We start from the raw sequence: 16,351 nt of genomic DNA, 5'->3' as shown, positions 1-16,351 counted from the left end.
ACACCAATTTACTCAGCTCAATCAATACGCAAAAACAAAACCCCGCCGAAATTCGACGGGGTTTGTCAGCGGTCTGAAGGGCCGCTCTCCGCGGCCCTTCTTCTTTTGTATTTCTCCCTGGCATGGAGACTTTGACCGTTCGTCCTCATCAATCGTTAATGAGGCATGTCTAACCTGAAGCGAAAGTTGCACCCCAGGCCCACCTCCATGCTTGAAGCCGTAATCTTCGTCGTCTTTCCTTTTTGCATGCTGTTCGCGGCGATCTCCGACATACTTTCGATGACGATCGCCAACCGCGTGCCGGTGCTGCTCGTCGCGACGTTCGCTCTGGTCGCTCCGTTCACGGGGATGGATTGGGCCACCTATGGCGAGCATTTCGCGGCGGGAGCGCTGGTGCTGGCCGCGACTTTCGGCCTGTTCGCGCTCGGCGGCATGGGCGGCGGCGACGCCAAGCTGCTGGCCGCGACCGCCGTATGGATGGGGCTCAACATCAATCTCATCGGCTATCTGGTGACCTCGACATTGATCGGCGGCCTCTTGACGGTTGCCATTCTGGCCTACCGGAAATCGCCATTTGCGGTCTACACCGGCCACAACCGTTTTCTGCGCCATTTCGCCGACGAGAGCGCAGGCATTCCTTATGGCGTCGCACTTGGTCTCGGCGGGCTCATCACCTTTCCGGATTCTCCGCTGATGGTCTGGGCGCTCGACAGGCTCACCGCGTAAAGCATATCGCCATCTTCAGATGCGCACGGCACCCCTTGCGAGTTTGGCTTTACGCTTGCCCGGTCCCGAAACCGCTTGTCGCCTTCGCAAGTTGCGTTTCTGTGACAAGGGTTCTCGGCGCTTGGCTGCCTTTTCGTTAACGGCAAACAGTTCAGTCCAATTTGAGTAAACCTTAAATTAATCACGATCGTAAGCATTGCATTAACCTTGTTTTGACGATTGCGGCTGCAAAGTCCGGCTTGGCGAGGTGGTTTGCCTTGAGGCGAAGGGTCCGGACGAATGCCAGCATCCCGACTGATTATTCTGAGCGTGGCCGTGGCCGCGGCGGGTGGCGCGGGTTATGTCGCGAAGAACATGGTAGTCACGCCGCCAGCTCAAGTCGTCGTCAACGCTCCCAAGCAGCCGGCGATCGCGCTGCAGGACGTGCTGGCGCTTTCCGGCGATGTCGCAATGGGCAGCCAGCTCGGTGACAACATCAGGTGGGAGCAGTGGCCGGCGAGCGGCATCAACGCCAATTTCATCACCCGTGCGGCCGAACCGGACGCAGTCGAAAAGCTGAAGGGCTCGGTGGCGCGTGTAGCCATGTATGCCGGTGAGCCGTTGCGGCGCTCCAAGCTGGTCGGCGAGGGGCAGAGCTTCATGTCCTCGATCCTGCCGTCCGGCATGCGCGCGGTCGCGACTGCCATATCGGCCGATACGTCCGCTGGCGGCTTCATCCTGCCCAATGACTTCGTCGACGTCATCATGACCCGGCGCGCCGACGCCAGCAATGGCGGCAGCGGCTTCAATACCGAGACCATCCTGAAGAACATCCGTGTCCTGGCCATCGACCAGACCATCCAGGTGGATGAGGAGGGCAAGAAGACCAGGGTCGGCCAGACCGCGACGCTGGAGCTCACGCCGCAGCAGGCGGAGATCATCACGGTGGCGCAGCAGATGGCGGACCGCCTGACCCTGGCGCTGCGTTCGATCACCGACACGAATGAGAGGAACCTGGGCGAGGCCGACTATCTGGTGAACGGCAATGGCCGGCGCGGCACGGTGCGGTTGATCAAGTCGGGCCAGGTTTCCGAAGTGGGAGCAAGGAAATGAGCCTAATCGGCAAACTGCCCGTCATCGCGGCGGCCGCAATCGGCCTGTTCCTGATCGGCACCAATGCGCCCGGGCTCGTCGAGGCCAAGGCCGCGAAAAGGGCGGCGGGTGTGACGGCCTCGGTTGCCTCGCAACGCGTCAAGCTTGGCCTCAACAAGTCGGTCGTTATCGACCTGCCGAGTGACGCCTACGACATACTCGTCGCCAATCCCGCGGTCGCCGACGCAGTGACGCGCACGGCGCGCCGCATCTATCTGTTCGGCAAGGCGGTCGGCGAAACCAACATCTTCGTCTTCGGCCCCAACGGTGAGCAGATCGCCAGTCTCGATCTGGCGGTCGAACGCGACGTGGCCGGGCTGGAAGACTATCTCAAGCGCTTCCTCCCGACGTCGCAGATCAAGGTCGAGCTGCTGAACGACAACGTAATTCTCACCGGCAATGTCGATACACCGCTCGATGCCAAGCGCGCCGTCGATCTGGCCACCATCTTCGTGTCGGGCGGTGAAGCGACGACCGGCCAATATTCGCAGACGGCCGCCGGCGGCTCCGCCAATGGCGGCGTCGACATCAACAATCCCGACCAGGAGCGCCGGGTCTCCAAGATCGTCAATCTGCTGCAGATTATCGGCGACGATCAGGTAACGCTGAAGGTGACGGTGGCCGAAGTCAGCCGCTCGGTGATGAAGCAGCTCGGCGTCAACATGATGGCTACCGGCGGCAGCAACGGCATCTCCTGGGGCGCGCTCAGCGATCCTTACACTGGTCTCGGTAAGCCGCTGTCGAACGCGGGCGTAGCTGTCAGTGCGTCCGGGCTGCAGTCTTATATCAACGCAATGGAGCAGTCGGGGGTCATGAAGACCTTGGCCGAGCCAACCTTGACCGCGGTGTCCGGGGAAAAGGCGACCTTCAAGGTCGGCGGCGAATACAATATGGTGACCAATGTTTCTGCAAACGTCTCCAACGACAACCAGACCGGCCTGAAGAACTATCAGGTCGAGAAGATCGAATACGGCATCGGATTGGAGTTTCAGCCGGTGGTGCTGTCACCCGGCCGCATCAGCCTGAAGGTGAGAACGTCGGTTTCCGAACCGACAACCGAGGGCTCCGTGTCGGCTTCCACGGATAACAGCAGTATCGGCATGAATGCCCTGTCGCTGCGCAAGCGTCTTGCAGATACGACGGTGGAACTGCCTTCCGGCGGGTCGATGATGATCGCAGGTCTCGTGCGCGACGACGTCAGGCAGGCCGTCGTTGGATTGCCCGGACTGACCAAGATTCCGGTGCTCGGCGCGCTCTTTCGCAGCCGCGACTTCGTGCGCAACGAGAGCGAGCTCGTCATCATCATCACGCCCTATCTGGCGCGGCCCGTTGCGCGCAACGAATTGGCCAAGCCGGACGATAATTTCAATGCGGCGAGCGATGGCGCCGGCATGTTCCTCGGTCGCGTCAATCGCGTCTACGGCACCATGCAGACCGATAGGCCACCTGGCCGTTACCACGGCGTCGTCGGCTTCATCTACAAGTGACGGGAAAGCGGACATGTCCAACTCGACATCGAAGGCCATCGCGATCGCAGCGGCAAAATACGGCCGCGGACGTTTCCGCGGGGCGTCTCCGGTCCTGGCGATCGCCTTTGCGGCGTCGCTCGCCGGATGCGCCAACTTCCACCGCGACAGTGTGACGGTGGGCTCCATTCCGGACGACTACCGCACCAATCATCCGATCGTTATCGCCGAGAAGAACCAGAAGATCGACCTTCCGGTCGGCGCCGGCGATCGCGGCATGACCGCTTCGCAGCGCGACACTCTGCTCGGCTTCCTCGACGGCTACGACAGGAGCGCCGCGCCGGCGCTGACGATCGCGGCCCCGGTCGGTTCCGCGAACCAGGCCGCCGCCCAGGCCGCGAGCCGCGATTTCGCCAGGCTTGCCATTGCGGCCGGCGTCAAGCGCGATCGGATCGTCATGACGGCTTACCAATCGGCCGTGCCAGAAGCTTCGGCGCCGGTCCGCGTCGCCTTCGTCGCCGTGAGGGCCCAGACCGACAAATGCGGGCGCTGGCCGGAAGACCTGCTGCAGACATCGGAAAACAAGCATTATGCCGATTTCGGGTGCTCCTATCAGAACAACCTCGCCGCCCAGATGGCCAATCCCAACGATCTGCTCGGGCCGCGCAAGCAGTCCGACATCGATGCCGAAAATCGCGGCGCGGTCATCGACGTCTACCGGGCGAGAGGCATTTCGGATGAGTTCCTCGGCAATTCGGAAGTGACTTACTGAGCCCACGCCGGATCACGGAAAGAGCATGACGATGAGCAATCTTGCGTACGACACGCCTGCGGATACCGGCGATCTCTCGCAACAGGACATCGCCGCCATGCAGGCGCTGCGCCCGGTGCCGCGCATCTCGATCCAAGCTTTCTGCGAGACCGAAGGCGTCGCAAATCCGATCGGGCGCGCCGGCGAGGACCGCCGCATGGCCAAGGCCCATCTCAAGGTCCATATGGGCGGCATCGCCACCGCGATCGAATTCTACCAGTCGGCGCCGACGCCAAACCTGATCCTGCTGGAATCGCGCAGCGAGCCGAAACAGCTGCTCGAGCAGCTCGCTCAGCTCGCCGAATATTGCGATCCGACCTCGAAGGTCGTGGTCATCGGCCATTACAACGATGTCGGCCTTTACCGGGAGCTTATCCGTTCGGGCATTTCCGAATATGTCATCGCGCCGGTCTCGATGACGGATATCGTCAGCGTCGTCTCGTCGATCTTCGTCGATCCCGAGTCCGATCCGATCGGCCGCTCCATCGCCTTCATCGGCGCCAAGGGCGGCGTCGGCTCGTCGACGATCGCCCACAACGTCGCCTGGGCGATGTCGTCCTTGTTCAAGTCCGAAGTGGTCGTCGCCGATCTCGATCTCGCCTTCGGCACCGCCAACATCAACTTCGACCGGGACCCCGCGCAAGGCATCGCCGAGGCGGTGTTTTCGCCCGAGCGCGTCGACGAGGTCTATCTCGACCGGCTGCTGGCGCAATGCGCCGAGCATTTGTCGCTGCTGGCGGCGCCCTCCACGCTCGAGCGCGTCTATGATTTCGATCCTGACGCCTTCTCCCAGGTCATCGAAACGGCGCAGCGCAGCGCGCCTTTGCTGGTGCTCGACGTCCCTCACGTCTGGAGCGGTTGGACCAAGAGCACGCTGATCAAGGCCGACGAGATCGTCATCACGGCCACGCCAGAACTCGCCAATCTGCGCAACACCAAGAATATGGTCGACATGCTGAAGCGGTTGCGTCCGAACGACCCGCCGCCGAAGCTGATCATCAACCAGGCGGGCGTTCCCAAACGCCCGGAGATCGCGGCATCGGATTTTTCCGAACCGCTCGGCATCACGCCCATGGCGGTGATCAATTTCGAGCCGCTGCTGTTCGGCAACGCGGCCAACAACGGCCGCATGCTTGGCGAGATGGACGCCAAGAGCCCGGTCGTCGGCACGATCAACGAAATCGCGCATGTACTGACCGGGCGCAGCGAGATCAAGGCGAAGAAGAAGGCAGGCCTTGGCGCCATCCTCGGCAAGCTTTCACGCAGCAAGAAATGACGCTCGCTGAGCGGCATCGGGTAGTCGATCATGTTTGGTAAAAGAGGCACAGACGACGGCAGCCGGGCAGCTCCCGAATTCCGTCCGCCAGCACCTCCTCCGGCCGCTCCCGCTCCGGCCGCGACGGCGGCTCTCGATCGGCCGGCCGCGCCCGCGCCGAGCACGCCCGCCGCGTCGCCCGTTCGACGTCCGGTCGAGGCGCCGCCGATGGCGCCCGAGCCGCCGAAAAGGGTCCAGCGCGAGCGCGGCGAAACCTACTATGACACCAAGAGCCAGGTGTTTTCCGCGCTCATCGACACGATCGATCTTTCGCAACTCGCCAAACTCGATCCGGAAAGCGCGCGCGAGGAAATCCGCGACATCGTCAACGACATCATCGCGATCAAGAATTTCGCGATGTCGATCTCGGAGCAGGAAGAGCTGCTCGAGGACATCTGCAACGACGTGCTCGGCTATGGGCCGCTGGAGCCGCTGCTCGCGCGCGACGACATCGCCGACATCATGGTCAACGGCTCAAAGAACGTCTACATCGAGGTTAACGGCAAGGTCGAACCGACCAGCATTCGCTTCCGCGACAACCAGCAGCTGCTCAACATCTGCCAGCGCATCGTCAGCCAGGTCGGCCGCCGCGTCGACGAATCGAGCCCGATCTGCGACGCGCGCCTTCCCGACGGCTCGCGCGTCAACGTGATCGCGCCGCCGCTCTCGCTTGATGGCACCGCGCTCACCATCCGCAAGTTCAAGAAGGACAAGCTGACGCTCGACCAGCTGGTCAAGTTCGGCGCCATCTCGCCGCAAGGCGCGGAGATCCTGAAGATCATCGGTCGCGTCCGCTGCAACGTCGTCATCTCGGGCGGTACCGGCTCGGGCAAGACGACGCTGCTCAATTGCCTGACCAACTACATCGATCGCGAGGAGCGGGTCATCACCTGCGAGGACTCGGCCGAGCTGCAGCTGCAGCAGCCGCATGTGGTGCGTCTCGAAACCAGGCCGCCCAATCTCGAAGGCGAGGGCGAGGTGACCATGCGCGACCTCGTCAAGAACTGCCTGCGCATGCGCCCCGAGCGGATCATCGTCGGCGAGGTGCGCGGACCGGAAGTTTTCGACCTTCTGCAGGCGATGAACACCGGCCATGACGGCTCGATGGGAACGATCCACTCCAACAGCCCGCGCGAATGCCTGAACCGTATTGAATCGATGATCGCCATGGGCGGCTATTCGCTGCCGCAGAAAACGGTGCGCGAGATCGTCGTCGGCTCGGTCGACGTGATCATCCAGGCGGCTCGTCTGCGCGATGGCTCGCGCCGCATCACCCACATCACCGAGGTGATCGGCATGGAAGGCGACGTCGTCATCACCCAGGATCTCGTCCTCTACAACATCAAGGGCGAGGACGCGAGCGGCCGTCTGATCGGCGAGCATGTCTCCACCGGCATCGGCCGGCCGCATTTCTGGGATCGTGCCCGCTACTATGGCGAGGAGCAGCGCCTCGCCAACGCGCTCGAGGCCATGGAGAAACGCGCTGACTGATGCATCTGGAGGTGTAGGGGCCCCGGTCGATGTTCGGAATTGACACCACGGTTCTGGCTTTCGTCGTGCTAGCGGGCCTCAGCGCCGGCGCGATAGCCTATGCTTTCCTGTTCAAGCGCATCGATAACGAGAAGCAGGCCGGCAAGCGGCTTGAAACGATCAAGACAGCCGAGACCGACCGATCGGTGGTGAAGGCTACGCGCGACCGCGCCGCGGAAGCGGTCAGGCGGCGCAAGACGCTTCAGGATTCGCTGAAGCAGCTCGATGAAAAGCAGAAAACCAACGACCGCAACGTCAAGAAACCGCCGCTGAGGGCGCAGATCCGCCAGGCCGGCATGACGGTCTCCCTCGAGCGCTTCTACATCTACTCGGTGATCTGCGGCATCGTGCTTACGGTCCTCGCCTATCTTGCCGGCGCGCCGTTGCTGGTCCTGCCCGGCGCTCTCCTGGCCGGAGCCCTCGGCCTGCCGCGCTGGTTCGTCTCGTTCCGTCGCGCGCGCCGGGTGAAGGCCTTCCTGGAGGAATTCCCGAATGCCCTCGACATCATCGTGCGCGCGGTGAAGTCCGGTCTGCCGCTGAACGATGCGATCCGCCTGATCGCCAACGAATCCCCGGAGCCGGTCCGCTCCGAGTTCCGCCGCATCGTCGATTCCCAGCAGATGGGTATGTCGATCCCCGATGCCACGATGCGCATGTCCGAGACCATGCCATGCACCGAGGCCGGCTTCTTCGGCATTGTCATCCAGATCCAGTCGCAGGCCGGCGGCAATCTCTCCGAAGCACTGGGCAACCTTTCGCGCGTGCTGCGCGACCGCAAGAAGATGAAGGCCAAGGTGCAGGCGCTGTCGATGGAAGCGAAGGCATCCGCCGTCATCATCGGCGCCCTGCCTTTCGTCGTCGCCTTTCTCGTCTATCTGACCAGCCCGAACTACATCATGCCGCTGTTCACCACCAGCACAGGCAATCTGATCCTCGGCTGCTCCGGCGTCTGGATGTCGATTGGCATCCTGGTGATGCGCAAGATGATGAACTTCGAAGTGTAGGGGCACGGATCCAATGACAGACCAGGTCGTCAAGACGCTGACCGATCCTTCCTTTCTTATCGCGCTCCTGGTCGGCATCGCGGTTTTTGCGACCGTCTTCACGCTCATGCCTGCGCTTGGCGGCGATCAGCTCAAGGCGCGCATGAAAACCGTGGCGCTCGAGCGAGACGAGCTGCGCGCTAAGCAGCGTCAGCGGCTCGCCAATGAAGCCGACCGCCGCCGCAAGGGTTTGCGCGAGGAACAGTCGATCGGCATGCGCAACATCGTCGAACGGCTGGATCTCAAGCGCGCGCTTGCCGACGAAGGCACGCTGCAGAAACTGAAAGTTGCGGGCTTCCGCGGCCAGAATCCGCTGACGCGCTTCCTGTTCTTTCGTCTGATCCTGCCCTTCGTCGGATTCGCGCTCGCGGCGATCTATCTGTTCCTTCTCGGCGGTCTGGCGCAGCAGCCTGCCTTCATCAAGCTGTTTGTCTGCATTCTCGTCGCCTATGGCGGCTTCTATGCGCCCATCCTCTACGTCAACAACCGCGCCACCAAACGCAAGCAGTCGATCCAACTGGCGTGGCCGGACGCGCTCGACCTGATGCTGATCTGCGTCGAATCCGGCATGTCGGTGGAAGCAGCGCTTCGCAAGGTCGCCGACGAGATCGGAACGCAGTCCGTGGCGCTCGCCGAGGAATTCGTCCTCACCAATGCCGAGCTCTCCTACCTGCAGGACCGCAGGGTCGCTTACGAGAACCTGGCAAGCCGCACAGGTCTGGATTCGGTGAAATCGGTAACCCAGGCCCTGGTCCAGGCGGAGCGCTACGGCACGCCGGTGGCGCATGCGCTGCGCGTGCTTGCCTCGGAAAGCCGCGACATGCGTATGAATGCGGCCGAAAAGAAGGCCGCAGCGCTGCCGCCGAAGCTCACCGTGCCGATGATCCTGTTCTTCCTGCCGGTTCTGTTCGCCATCATTCTGGGGCCGGCCGGCATCCAGGTCAGCCAGCGCGGCATCTTCGGCGACCAGCACAATTCCAGCAGCCAATAGGCGAAACCATTGAGTCATGACAAAGCCACCTGGCGGGTGCCGCGCGGCTTTCCTTGTCCGGCATCGCTTCAAAGCAATTCCAGGAAGTGTGTAGCGGTTTTCCGTCCGAGATGCGGAAAACCAAACAGCTAGAGAGCAGTTCGCGGTTTCCGCAAAACAGTGACCTGCACTAGGTGCCGGGCCGGGTCAGTTGGTCGCGACCTTCGCCTTGCCCTTGTCCTGATCCTTGAGCTTGCTCCAGGCATTCTGCTGCGCAAGCATCTGGCGCAGATAGGCGATGTTGGCCTGCGCCTGTTCCGGCGAAAGCTCCTGCGAGGCGATCTTTTCGGCCTCGTCGAAGCGGCCCTGCAGGCCGACGACCAGCGCCAGGTTCTGCCGCACGCGGCTGTCGGCGTTAGGCTGCTGCGCGGCCGAGCGCATATAGGTCTCGGCGGTGCGCAGATCCCCCTCCAGCACATAGGACATGCCGAGATTGGAAAGGATCGAAGGTTCGTTCGGCTTGAGCTCGAGCGCCTTCCGGTAGTCCTGACGTGCCTCGTCCCGCTGCCCCATCTGGTCAAGGATGGCGGCTTCCGCCGAAACCAGGCGCCAGTCCGGATATTCCGGCGTCTGCGCGCGGCGCACCGCATCCAGCGCCTGCTCGAACTGCCCGTTGGCGGCAAGCGCCTTGCCGTAGGCGGCGAGCACGTCGCGGTCCTTGGGGTAGGCGATCGCGAGCTTGCGCATCACAGCCAACGACTGGTCGGCGTCGCCATCCATCTGCAGCGCCGCGGCATAGTTGGTGGCGATGCGTTTGTCGTTCGGGTTCCTGGCGTAGGATTCGCCGAGCCTGGTCGTGGCGCTGTGCAGTTCGCTGGCCGACATCGTTTCCAGCGGCCGACTGTCGGAGCGGGAAATGGAGCCGGTCGTGAACTTGCTGGTGCTGCCGCAGCCGGCCACGCTGGCCGCCAGCACCGCCATCAATGCCGTGGTGACCAGACGCTTGCTTGTGAAGGTCAACGCTTTGATCGGCATCGGCGCCTATCTCCATTCCTGCGCGGCCATTAAGCTGGCCGTCTTCCCTCCCACAGAAATATTCTGTTAACCCTAACGGATCGTTAAAAAAGCCGACTCGCTGTGCCGGCCGGAGACCATCGAATGCCTGTTGAACTCGTTGACCAGAAACCGGAAGCAGCCTTGCCAGTCTACCTGATGGGAAAGGATGGCCTCGACGGCACTGGCCTTCCCCCTTCCGTTATCGCCTGGGCACGGGCCAACGGCTTTTCCGGCGAGGCGGGCCGCACGCTCGTTCTGCCGGCCGAAGGTGGCGGTCTCGCCGGCGCGCTGTTCGGCACTGGCGACGGCGAGAGCCGGCTTGCCGTGGGCGCCTTGGCGCGGTCGCTGCCCGAGGGCGAATGGCATTTCGCCCAGGATCTGCCAGCGCCCGAGCTTGCCGCGCTGGCCGTCGTCCTCGGCGGCTACGCCTTCACCCGCTACGGCAAGAAACCCGGCAGGGCGTTGCGCTTCGCGCTGCCGTCGGGCGCCGACGGCGCGCATGTGCGCCGCACCGCTGAGGCTATTTTCCTGACGCGCGACCTCGTCAACACGCCGACGAGCGACATGGGGCCGGATGAGCTGGAGGAGGCTGTCCAGGCATTGGCAGCCGGGCACGGCGCCGACGTCTCCGTCGTCAAGGGTGACGATCTCCTGGCGCGGAATTTCCCGATGATCCATGCCGTCGGCCGCGCCTCGGCCGGCGCGCCGCGGCTGATTGACATGACCTGGGGCCCGAGCGACGCGCCGAAGGTGACGCTGGTCGGCAAGGGCGTCTGCTTCGACACCGGCGGCCTCGACATCAAGCCGTCGTCAGGCATGCTGCTGATGAAGAAGGACATGGGCGGCGCCGCCAACGTGCTGGGTCTCGCCTCGATGATCATGGCGGCGAAACGGAATGTGCGGCTGCGCGTGCTGATCCCTGCGGTCGAGAATTCGATCGCCGGGAATGCCTTCCGGCCTGGCGACGTGCTGAGGAGTCGCAAGGGCATAACGGTGGAGATCGGCAACACCGATGCTGAAGGCCGGCTGGTGCTGGCCGACGCGCTGGCGCTTGCCGACGAGGAAAGGCCGGCCCTGCTGTTCGACATGGCGACCTTGACCGGAGCGGCCCGTGTTGCGCTCGGTCCCGATCTGCCGCCCTTCTACACCGGCGACGAGGCACTGGCGTCCGACCTGGCCGCGGCTTCGCTCGCTGTCGAGGATCCGCTGTGGCGCATGCCCCTGTGGCGTCCCTATGACGCGAAGCTTTCCTCGAAGGTTGCCGACGTCAACAATGTCACGACGGACGGTTTTGCCGGATCGATAACCGCGGCACTCTTCCTCAAGCGCTTTGTCGAGAAGACGCCCGGCTGGGCGCATTTCGACATTTTTGCCTGGAACCCGAATGATCGCCCGTACGGTCTGACCGGCGGCGACGCGCAAGGCATTCGCGCGCTGGAACGAGTGATCTCGACGCGCTTCGGGTGAGGTTTGGCCAGGAAACTGGCAAAAGTGGCCGCGGACTGAAACGGAAGCGAAACAATTTGCCGTCATGCTGTCCGGATGTCGATCTCGATGCGCCCGAGCCAGGCCTTGCGACTGTGGCAGCAGGTATTGCTGTCGCAGGTGCGCGAGAACGAGCCCGACCTCACCATGCGCCAGACCGCGATCCTGCTCACCATCTACCTCGATCCGCCACCGCATACGGTGCGCGGGCTAGCCGCGAGGCTCAACGTCACCAAGCCGGTCATCACTCGCGCGCTCGACACGATGGGCGCGCTGAAGCTGGTCTCGCGGCACCGCGACGAGCTCGATAAGCGCAACGTGCTGATCCGGCGCACGGTGGAGGGCGCGCTCTTTGTCGAGCGTTTCGGCGATGGTATCGTTGCAAAGGCGCATGAGCTGCCCATCTGACTGACAACTTGTCTATCCGACCGATAAACCCATTTGACTGGACTACCGATTTGACCGCCAGGGATGCCCGCCTTCACGCCTTTCGTTCCGATCTCGCCGATGCCCGGCTGAAGGGGGAGGTCGCCGCCGACCGCTTTGTCGCCGGCCGCCCGGCGCGGATCACCGCCTCCATCGCCGACCTGCGCAAGGCGCCGCGCCCCGATGCCGGCATCAACACGCAGGCGCTGTTCGGCGACGACGTGCTGGTCTTCGAGGTTGCGGATGGCTGGGCCTGGGTGCAGGCCGAGCGCGACGGCTATGTCGGCTATGTCGCCGACAATGTGCTCGGCGCACCTGAGCACGCGCCCACCCACATCGTCTCCGTGCCGCGCACCTTCCTCTATCCGGGACCGGACCTGCGCTTCCCGATAGGCGGGCAACTGTCGATGGGCTCCGCGGTGACGGTGACGGGTTCGGCCGAAACGCGCGGCACGCACTACGCGCTGCTGCCATCGGGCCAGGCGGTCATTGCCCGCCATCTGCGGCCGCTCACCGAGGGGGCAGACGACTTTGTGACGGTCGCCGAAAGCTTCCTCGGCACGCCCTACCTCTGGGGCGGCGTCTCCGGCTTCGGCATCGACTGCTCCGGCCTCGTGCAACTGTCGATGCGCATGGCCGGCAAGCATGTGCTGCGCGACTCCGACATGCAGGCGGCATCGATCGGGACGCCGCTCGAGCCGGGCCCTGACTTTGCCGGACTGCAGCGCGGCGACCTCGTCTTCTGGAAGGGTCACGTCGCGATCATGACCGACGCGAAGGACATGATCCACGCCAATGGCGACACCATGCTGGTTTCGCGCGAAGGGCTGAAGGAGGCCGTCGAGCGGATCGGCTATCTCTATGGCGGCCCGACCGGGTTCCGGAGGCCGTAGCGGCCTTAACTCTCCCCCTGTGGGAGAGGTCGGATTGCCCCGATTTGCTCTTCGCAAATCGGTTGGCAATCCGGGTGAGGGGCAAGTAGCGCCAAGCTGGATCACTCCTCATCCGTCTCGGCGCTGCGCGCCGAGCCACCTTCTCCCACAAGAAGGGGAGAAGGGAAGAATGATCCCCTTTTGTTCCGATTTTCCTTGGCGATCGCTTGCCAGCGCGCTACCTCTTTGCGCGTGACAGAGCAGCCGCGCCTTGCCGAACAGAATGTCGCCGTCCTTCTCCCCGAGCCATTCGTAAAATGGTTCGCTGCAAAAGGCTGGTCACCGCGCCTCCACCAGCTCGAACTGCTGGCGAAGGCTCGGGCCGGTCAATCGGCGCTGCTGATCGCGCCGACCGGCGCCGGCAAGACGCTGGCCGGATTCCTGCCCTCGCTTACCGAACTCGCCAAACGTCCGCGCCGCAAGCCCGGCGGGGCGCATCGTGGCATCCACACGCTCTATATCTCGCCGCTCAAGGCGCTGGCCGTCGACATCGAACGCAATCTCGGCAAGCCGGTCGAGGAGATCGGACTGCCGGTCACCATCGAGACCCGCACCGGCGACACGCCCTCGCACAAGCGCCAGCGGCAGAAGCTCGCGCCGCCCGACATCCTGCTCACCACGCCCGAACAGCTCGCTCTTCTGATTGCCTCGGCCGGCGCCAGGCGCTTCTTCGAGGATTTGCGTTATGTCGTCCTCGACGAACTGCATTCGCTGGTCACCTCGAAGCGCGGTCATCTTTTGGCGCTAGGCCTGGCGCGGCTGCGCGCCTTTGTCCCCGAGCTGCAGACCATCGGCCTGTCGGCTACGGTCGCCGAGCCGGATGAATTGCGGCGCTGGCTGGTCAGCCAGGCTTCCCCTGAGGCCATGTCCGAGTTGATCGTCGTCACAGGCGGCGCAAAGCCCGACATCTCCATTCTCGATTCCGAAGAGCGGGTGCCATGGGCTGGCCATTCCGCCCGCTATGCCACTCCGGAAATCTATCGCGAGGTCAAGCGGCACAAGACGACGCTGCTCTTTGTCAACACGCGCAGCCAGGCCGAGCTGCTGTTCCAGGAGCTGTGGCGCGTCAACGAAGACACGTTGCCGATCGCGTTGCATCACGGCTCGCTCGACGTCGCCCAGCGGCGGCGGGTCGAGAAGGCGATGGGCGAAAATGCCTTGCGCGCCATCGTCGCCACCTCGACATTGGACCTGGGCATCGACTGGGGCGATGTCGATCTGGTCGTGCATGTCGGCGCGCCGAAGGGGGCCAGCCGCTTGGCGCAGCGCATCGGCCGCGCCAACCACCGCATGGATGAGCCATCGAAGGCGATCCTGATCCCGGCCAACCGGTTCGAGGTGCTTGAATGCCGTGCCGCGCTCGACGCCAACTATCTCGGCGCGCAGGACACGCCGCCTTTGGTCAATGGCGGGCTCGACGTGCTGGCACAGCATGTGCTCGGCTGCGCCTGCGGTGCCCCGTTCCACGCCGACGCGCTGTTTGACGAGGTGAGGACGGCTGCGCCCTATGTCAGCCTGGACCGCCCGACATTCGACCGCGTCATCGATTTCGTCGCCACAGGCGGATACGCGCTGAGAAACTACGAGCGCTACGCCCGCATCCGCCAAACCAAGGAAGGCTTGTGGCGAGTATCCAATCCCAGAGTGGCGCAACAGTACCGGCTCAATGTCGGGACCATCATCGAAGTGCCGGCCCTCAACGTTCGTTACGTACAGGCTGGAAGCAAGGGCGCGGCTTCGCGCGGCGGCAGAGTCTTGGGAAAGATCGAGGAGGCTTTTCTCGAGACCTTGACCTACGGCGACACTTTCATGTTCGCCGGAAGAGTCCTGCGCTTCGAGGGTATTCGCGAGAACGAGTGTTTCGTGTCGAATGCTCCTGGAAGCGACGCAAAGGTGCCCTACTACGGCGGCGGCAAATTCCCGCTTTCGACCTATCTCGCCGAGCAGGTGCGCGCCATGCTCGATGATCCGCAGCGCTGGAAGAAGCTGCCCGAGCAGGTTGCCGATTGGCTGCGGTTCCAGGCGGAGAAATCCGTCCTGCCGAAACGGGACGATCTGCTGATCGAGACCTTTCCACGCGGAAACCGGCACTATCTCGTCGCCTATCCGTTCGAAGGCAGGCTGGCGCATCAGACGCTGGGCATGCTGCTGACGCGCCGCCTGGATCGAGCGGGCGCCAAACCGGTCGGCTTTGTTGCCACCGACTATGCGTTGGCTATTTGGTCGCTGGCCGACATGGGCTGGATGTTCAAAAACAAAAAACCGTCGCTGGCTGCGCTCTTCGATCAGGACATGCTCGGTGACGATCTTGAGGCATGGTTTGCCGACAGTTGGCTGCTCAAGCGCACCTTCCGCAATTGCGCGCTGATTTCCGGACTGATCGAGAAACGTCATCCCGGCAAGGAGAAAAGCGGCCGCCAGGTCACCGTATCGACCGACCTGATTTATGACGTGCTGCGCAGCCACGAGCCCGACCACATCCTGCTGCAGGCGACGCGTGCCGATGCGGCGACCGGATTGCTCGATGTCAGCAGACTTGCCGAGATGCTCTCGCGCATCCGCGGTCGAATCGTGCATAAGGACCTGGAACAGATATCGCCGCTAGCCGTGCCGATCATGCTCGAAATCGGCAAGATGCCGGTGCATGGCGAGGCGGATGAAACGCTGTTGATGGATGCCGCCACCCTCGTTGAAGAGGCCATGGGGCCGGAGATGGCCGACTGAGAGAAGGCAAGAGGGGATGAATTTTTCGCTGTCGCGCGCAACGCTGATAGCCGAGGCCGACTTTGTCGGCATCGCCGGCGAGCGCGCTGTCTGCGACCGGCGCGGTGTGCTCTATTTCCCCGAACTGCGGCTGCTTGCGGTCTCCGACCTGCATCTCGAAAAGGGCTCATCCTTCGCTAGGCGCGGCGCCCTCATTCCGCCTTACGACACGGGAGCCACACTGCTACGGCTGCAGGCGGTAATTGCCGACTACCAGCCGCGAATTGTCGTCAGCTTGGGTGATTCCTTTCACGACGGCGGCGGCGCCGAGCGCATGCATCAGAGCTTCCGCGAGCGGCTTGAGGCGATGATGGCCGGCCGCGACTGGTTCTGGGTCGCGGGCAACCACGATCCGGATGCTCCTGCCGATCTGCCTGGTGACACTGTGAGGGAACTCGCAATCGGCTCGCTCGTGTTCCGCCACGAGCCCTCCAAGCTGCGGGTGGAAGGCGAGATCGCCGGCCATCTCCATCCCTGCGCCCGCATCGTTCAGCGCGGCCGCTCGGTCAGGCGGCGCTGCTTCGCCGGTGACGGCGGCCGCATGATCATGCCGGCCTTTGGCGCCTATACCGGCTCGCTCAACGTGCTCGACCGCGCCTATGCCGGTCTGTTTCGCCTGGAAACTCTTGTTGCCTACATGCTGGGTGCAGAGCGCATCTTTGCCATTTCGAGCTCGATGCTGAGACCAGGCTAGCGC

The 16,351-nt window shown here is 63.5% G+C and carries 14 protein-coding genes; 13 read left to right on the top strand and 1 reads right to left on the bottom strand.

The window, feature by feature from the left end; translation table 11 throughout:
- Positions 1-207 precede the first annotated feature (207 nt).
- The 8 genes from CK220_RS25695 to CK220_RS25660 all read left to right on the top strand — a co-directional run bounded on the left by CK220_RS25695 (position 208) and on the right by CK220_RS25660 (position 9,013).
- On the top strand, positions 208-726 hold the full coding sequence (locus CK220_RS25695; RefSeq protein ID WP_095814193.1) for a prepilin peptidase: 519 nt from the start codon (positions 208-210) through the stop codon (positions 724-726).
- Between the two features lie 279 nt (positions 727-1,005).
- A complete protein-coding gene (gene cpaB / locus CK220_RS25690; RefSeq protein WP_095814192.1) occupies positions 1,006-1,818 on the top strand; it encodes a Flp pilus assembly protein CpaB in 813 nt (270 codons plus the stop codon).
- Positions 1,815-3,344: a type II and III secretion system protein family protein gene (locus CK220_RS25685; protein ID WP_095814191.1), complete on the top strand. Its 1,530-nt coding sequence runs from the start codon at positions 1,815-1,817 to the stop codon at positions 3,342-3,344. The genes cpaB and CK220_RS25685 overlap by 4 nt, the downstream gene beginning before the upstream one ends.
- Before the next feature lie 13 nt (positions 3,345-3,357).
- Entirely contained in the window at positions 3,358-4,095 is a 738-nt protein-coding gene (locus CK220_RS25680) for a CpaD family pilus assembly protein (protein WP_095814190.1), read from the top strand.
- Between the two features lie 31 nt (positions 4,096-4,126).
- Positions 4,127-5,410 (top strand): CpaE family protein, encoded by a 1,284-nt coding sequence (locus CK220_RS25675; RefSeq protein WP_176479204.1) that lies wholly within the window; start codon positions 4,127-4,129, stop codon positions 5,408-5,410.
- Positions 5,411-5,440: 30 nt separating this feature from the next.
- Positions 5,441-6,940, top strand: coding sequence for a CpaF family protein (locus CK220_RS25670; RefSeq protein WP_095814188.1), 1,500 nt, complete (start codon positions 5,441-5,443; stop codon positions 6,938-6,940).
- Positions 6,941-6,969: 29 nt separating this feature from the next.
- Positions 6,970-7,983 (top strand): type II secretion system F family protein, encoded by a 1,014-nt coding sequence (locus tag CK220_RS25665; RefSeq protein WP_095814187.1) that lies wholly within the window; start codon positions 6,970-6,972, stop codon positions 7,981-7,983.
- A gap of 13 nt (positions 7,984-7,996) precedes the next feature.
- Positions 7,997-9,013 carry a type II secretion system F family protein gene (locus CK220_RS25660; RefSeq protein WP_095814186.1) on the top strand — a complete coding sequence of 339 codons (1,017 nt, stop codon included), beginning with the start codon at positions 7,997-7,999 and terminating at the stop codon, positions 9,011-9,013.
- Positions 9,014-9,199: 186 nt separating this feature from the next.
- Here the strand turns inward: CK220_RS25660 and CK220_RS25655 are convergent, their stop codons facing one another.
- Positions 9,200-10,027 carry a tetratricopeptide repeat protein gene (locus tag CK220_RS25655; RefSeq protein WP_095814185.1) on the bottom strand — a complete coding sequence of 276 codons (828 nt, stop codon included), beginning with the start codon at positions 10,025-10,027 and terminating at the stop codon, positions 9,200-9,202.
- A gap of 123 nt (positions 10,028-10,150) precedes the next feature.
- On the opposite strand from CK220_RS25655, the gene CK220_RS25650 reads away from it, so the two are divergent.
- The 5 genes from CK220_RS25650 to pdeM all read left to right on the top strand — a co-directional run bounded on the left by CK220_RS25650 (position 10,151) and on the right by pdeM (position 16,348).
- Positions 10,151-11,515 (top strand): leucyl aminopeptidase family protein, encoded by a 1,365-nt coding sequence (locus CK220_RS25650; RefSeq protein ID WP_095814184.1) that lies wholly within the window; start codon positions 10,151-10,153, stop codon positions 11,513-11,515.
- Between the two features lie 75 nt (positions 11,516-11,590).
- Positions 11,591-11,941, top strand: a complete 351-nt coding sequence (locus CK220_RS25645) for a MarR family winged helix-turn-helix transcriptional regulator (protein WP_095814183.1) — start codon at positions 11,591-11,593, stop codon at positions 11,939-11,941.
- Between the two features lie 50 nt (positions 11,942-11,991).
- Positions 11,992-12,852, top strand: a complete 861-nt coding sequence (locus CK220_RS25640; RefSeq protein ID WP_095814182.1) for an NlpC/P60 family protein — start codon at positions 11,992-11,994, stop codon at positions 12,850-12,852.
- 231 nt (positions 12,853-13,083) lie between these two features.
- Complete coding sequence (locus CK220_RS25635) at positions 13,084-15,615, top strand: ligase-associated DNA damage response DEXH box helicase (RefSeq protein WP_095814205.1); 2,532 nt, start codon at positions 13,084-13,086, stop codon at positions 15,613-15,615.
- A gap of 16 nt (positions 15,616-15,631) precedes the next feature.
- Positions 15,632-16,348 carry a ligase-associated DNA damage response endonuclease PdeM gene (gene pdeM, locus CK220_RS25630; RefSeq protein WP_095814181.1) on the top strand — a complete coding sequence of 239 codons (717 nt, stop codon included), beginning with the start codon at positions 15,632-15,634 and terminating at the stop codon, positions 16,346-16,348.
- Positions 16,349-16,351 lie beyond the last annotated feature (3 nt).

This window comes from Mesorhizobium sp. WSM3860 (genome assembly GCF_002294995.1).
Taxonomy (GTDB): domain Bacteria; phylum Pseudomonadota; class Alphaproteobacteria; order Rhizobiales; family Rhizobiaceae; genus Mesorhizobium.
Note: the sequence above shows the minus strand (reverse complement) of the source record. Positions and strands in the feature narration are given on the sequence as shown.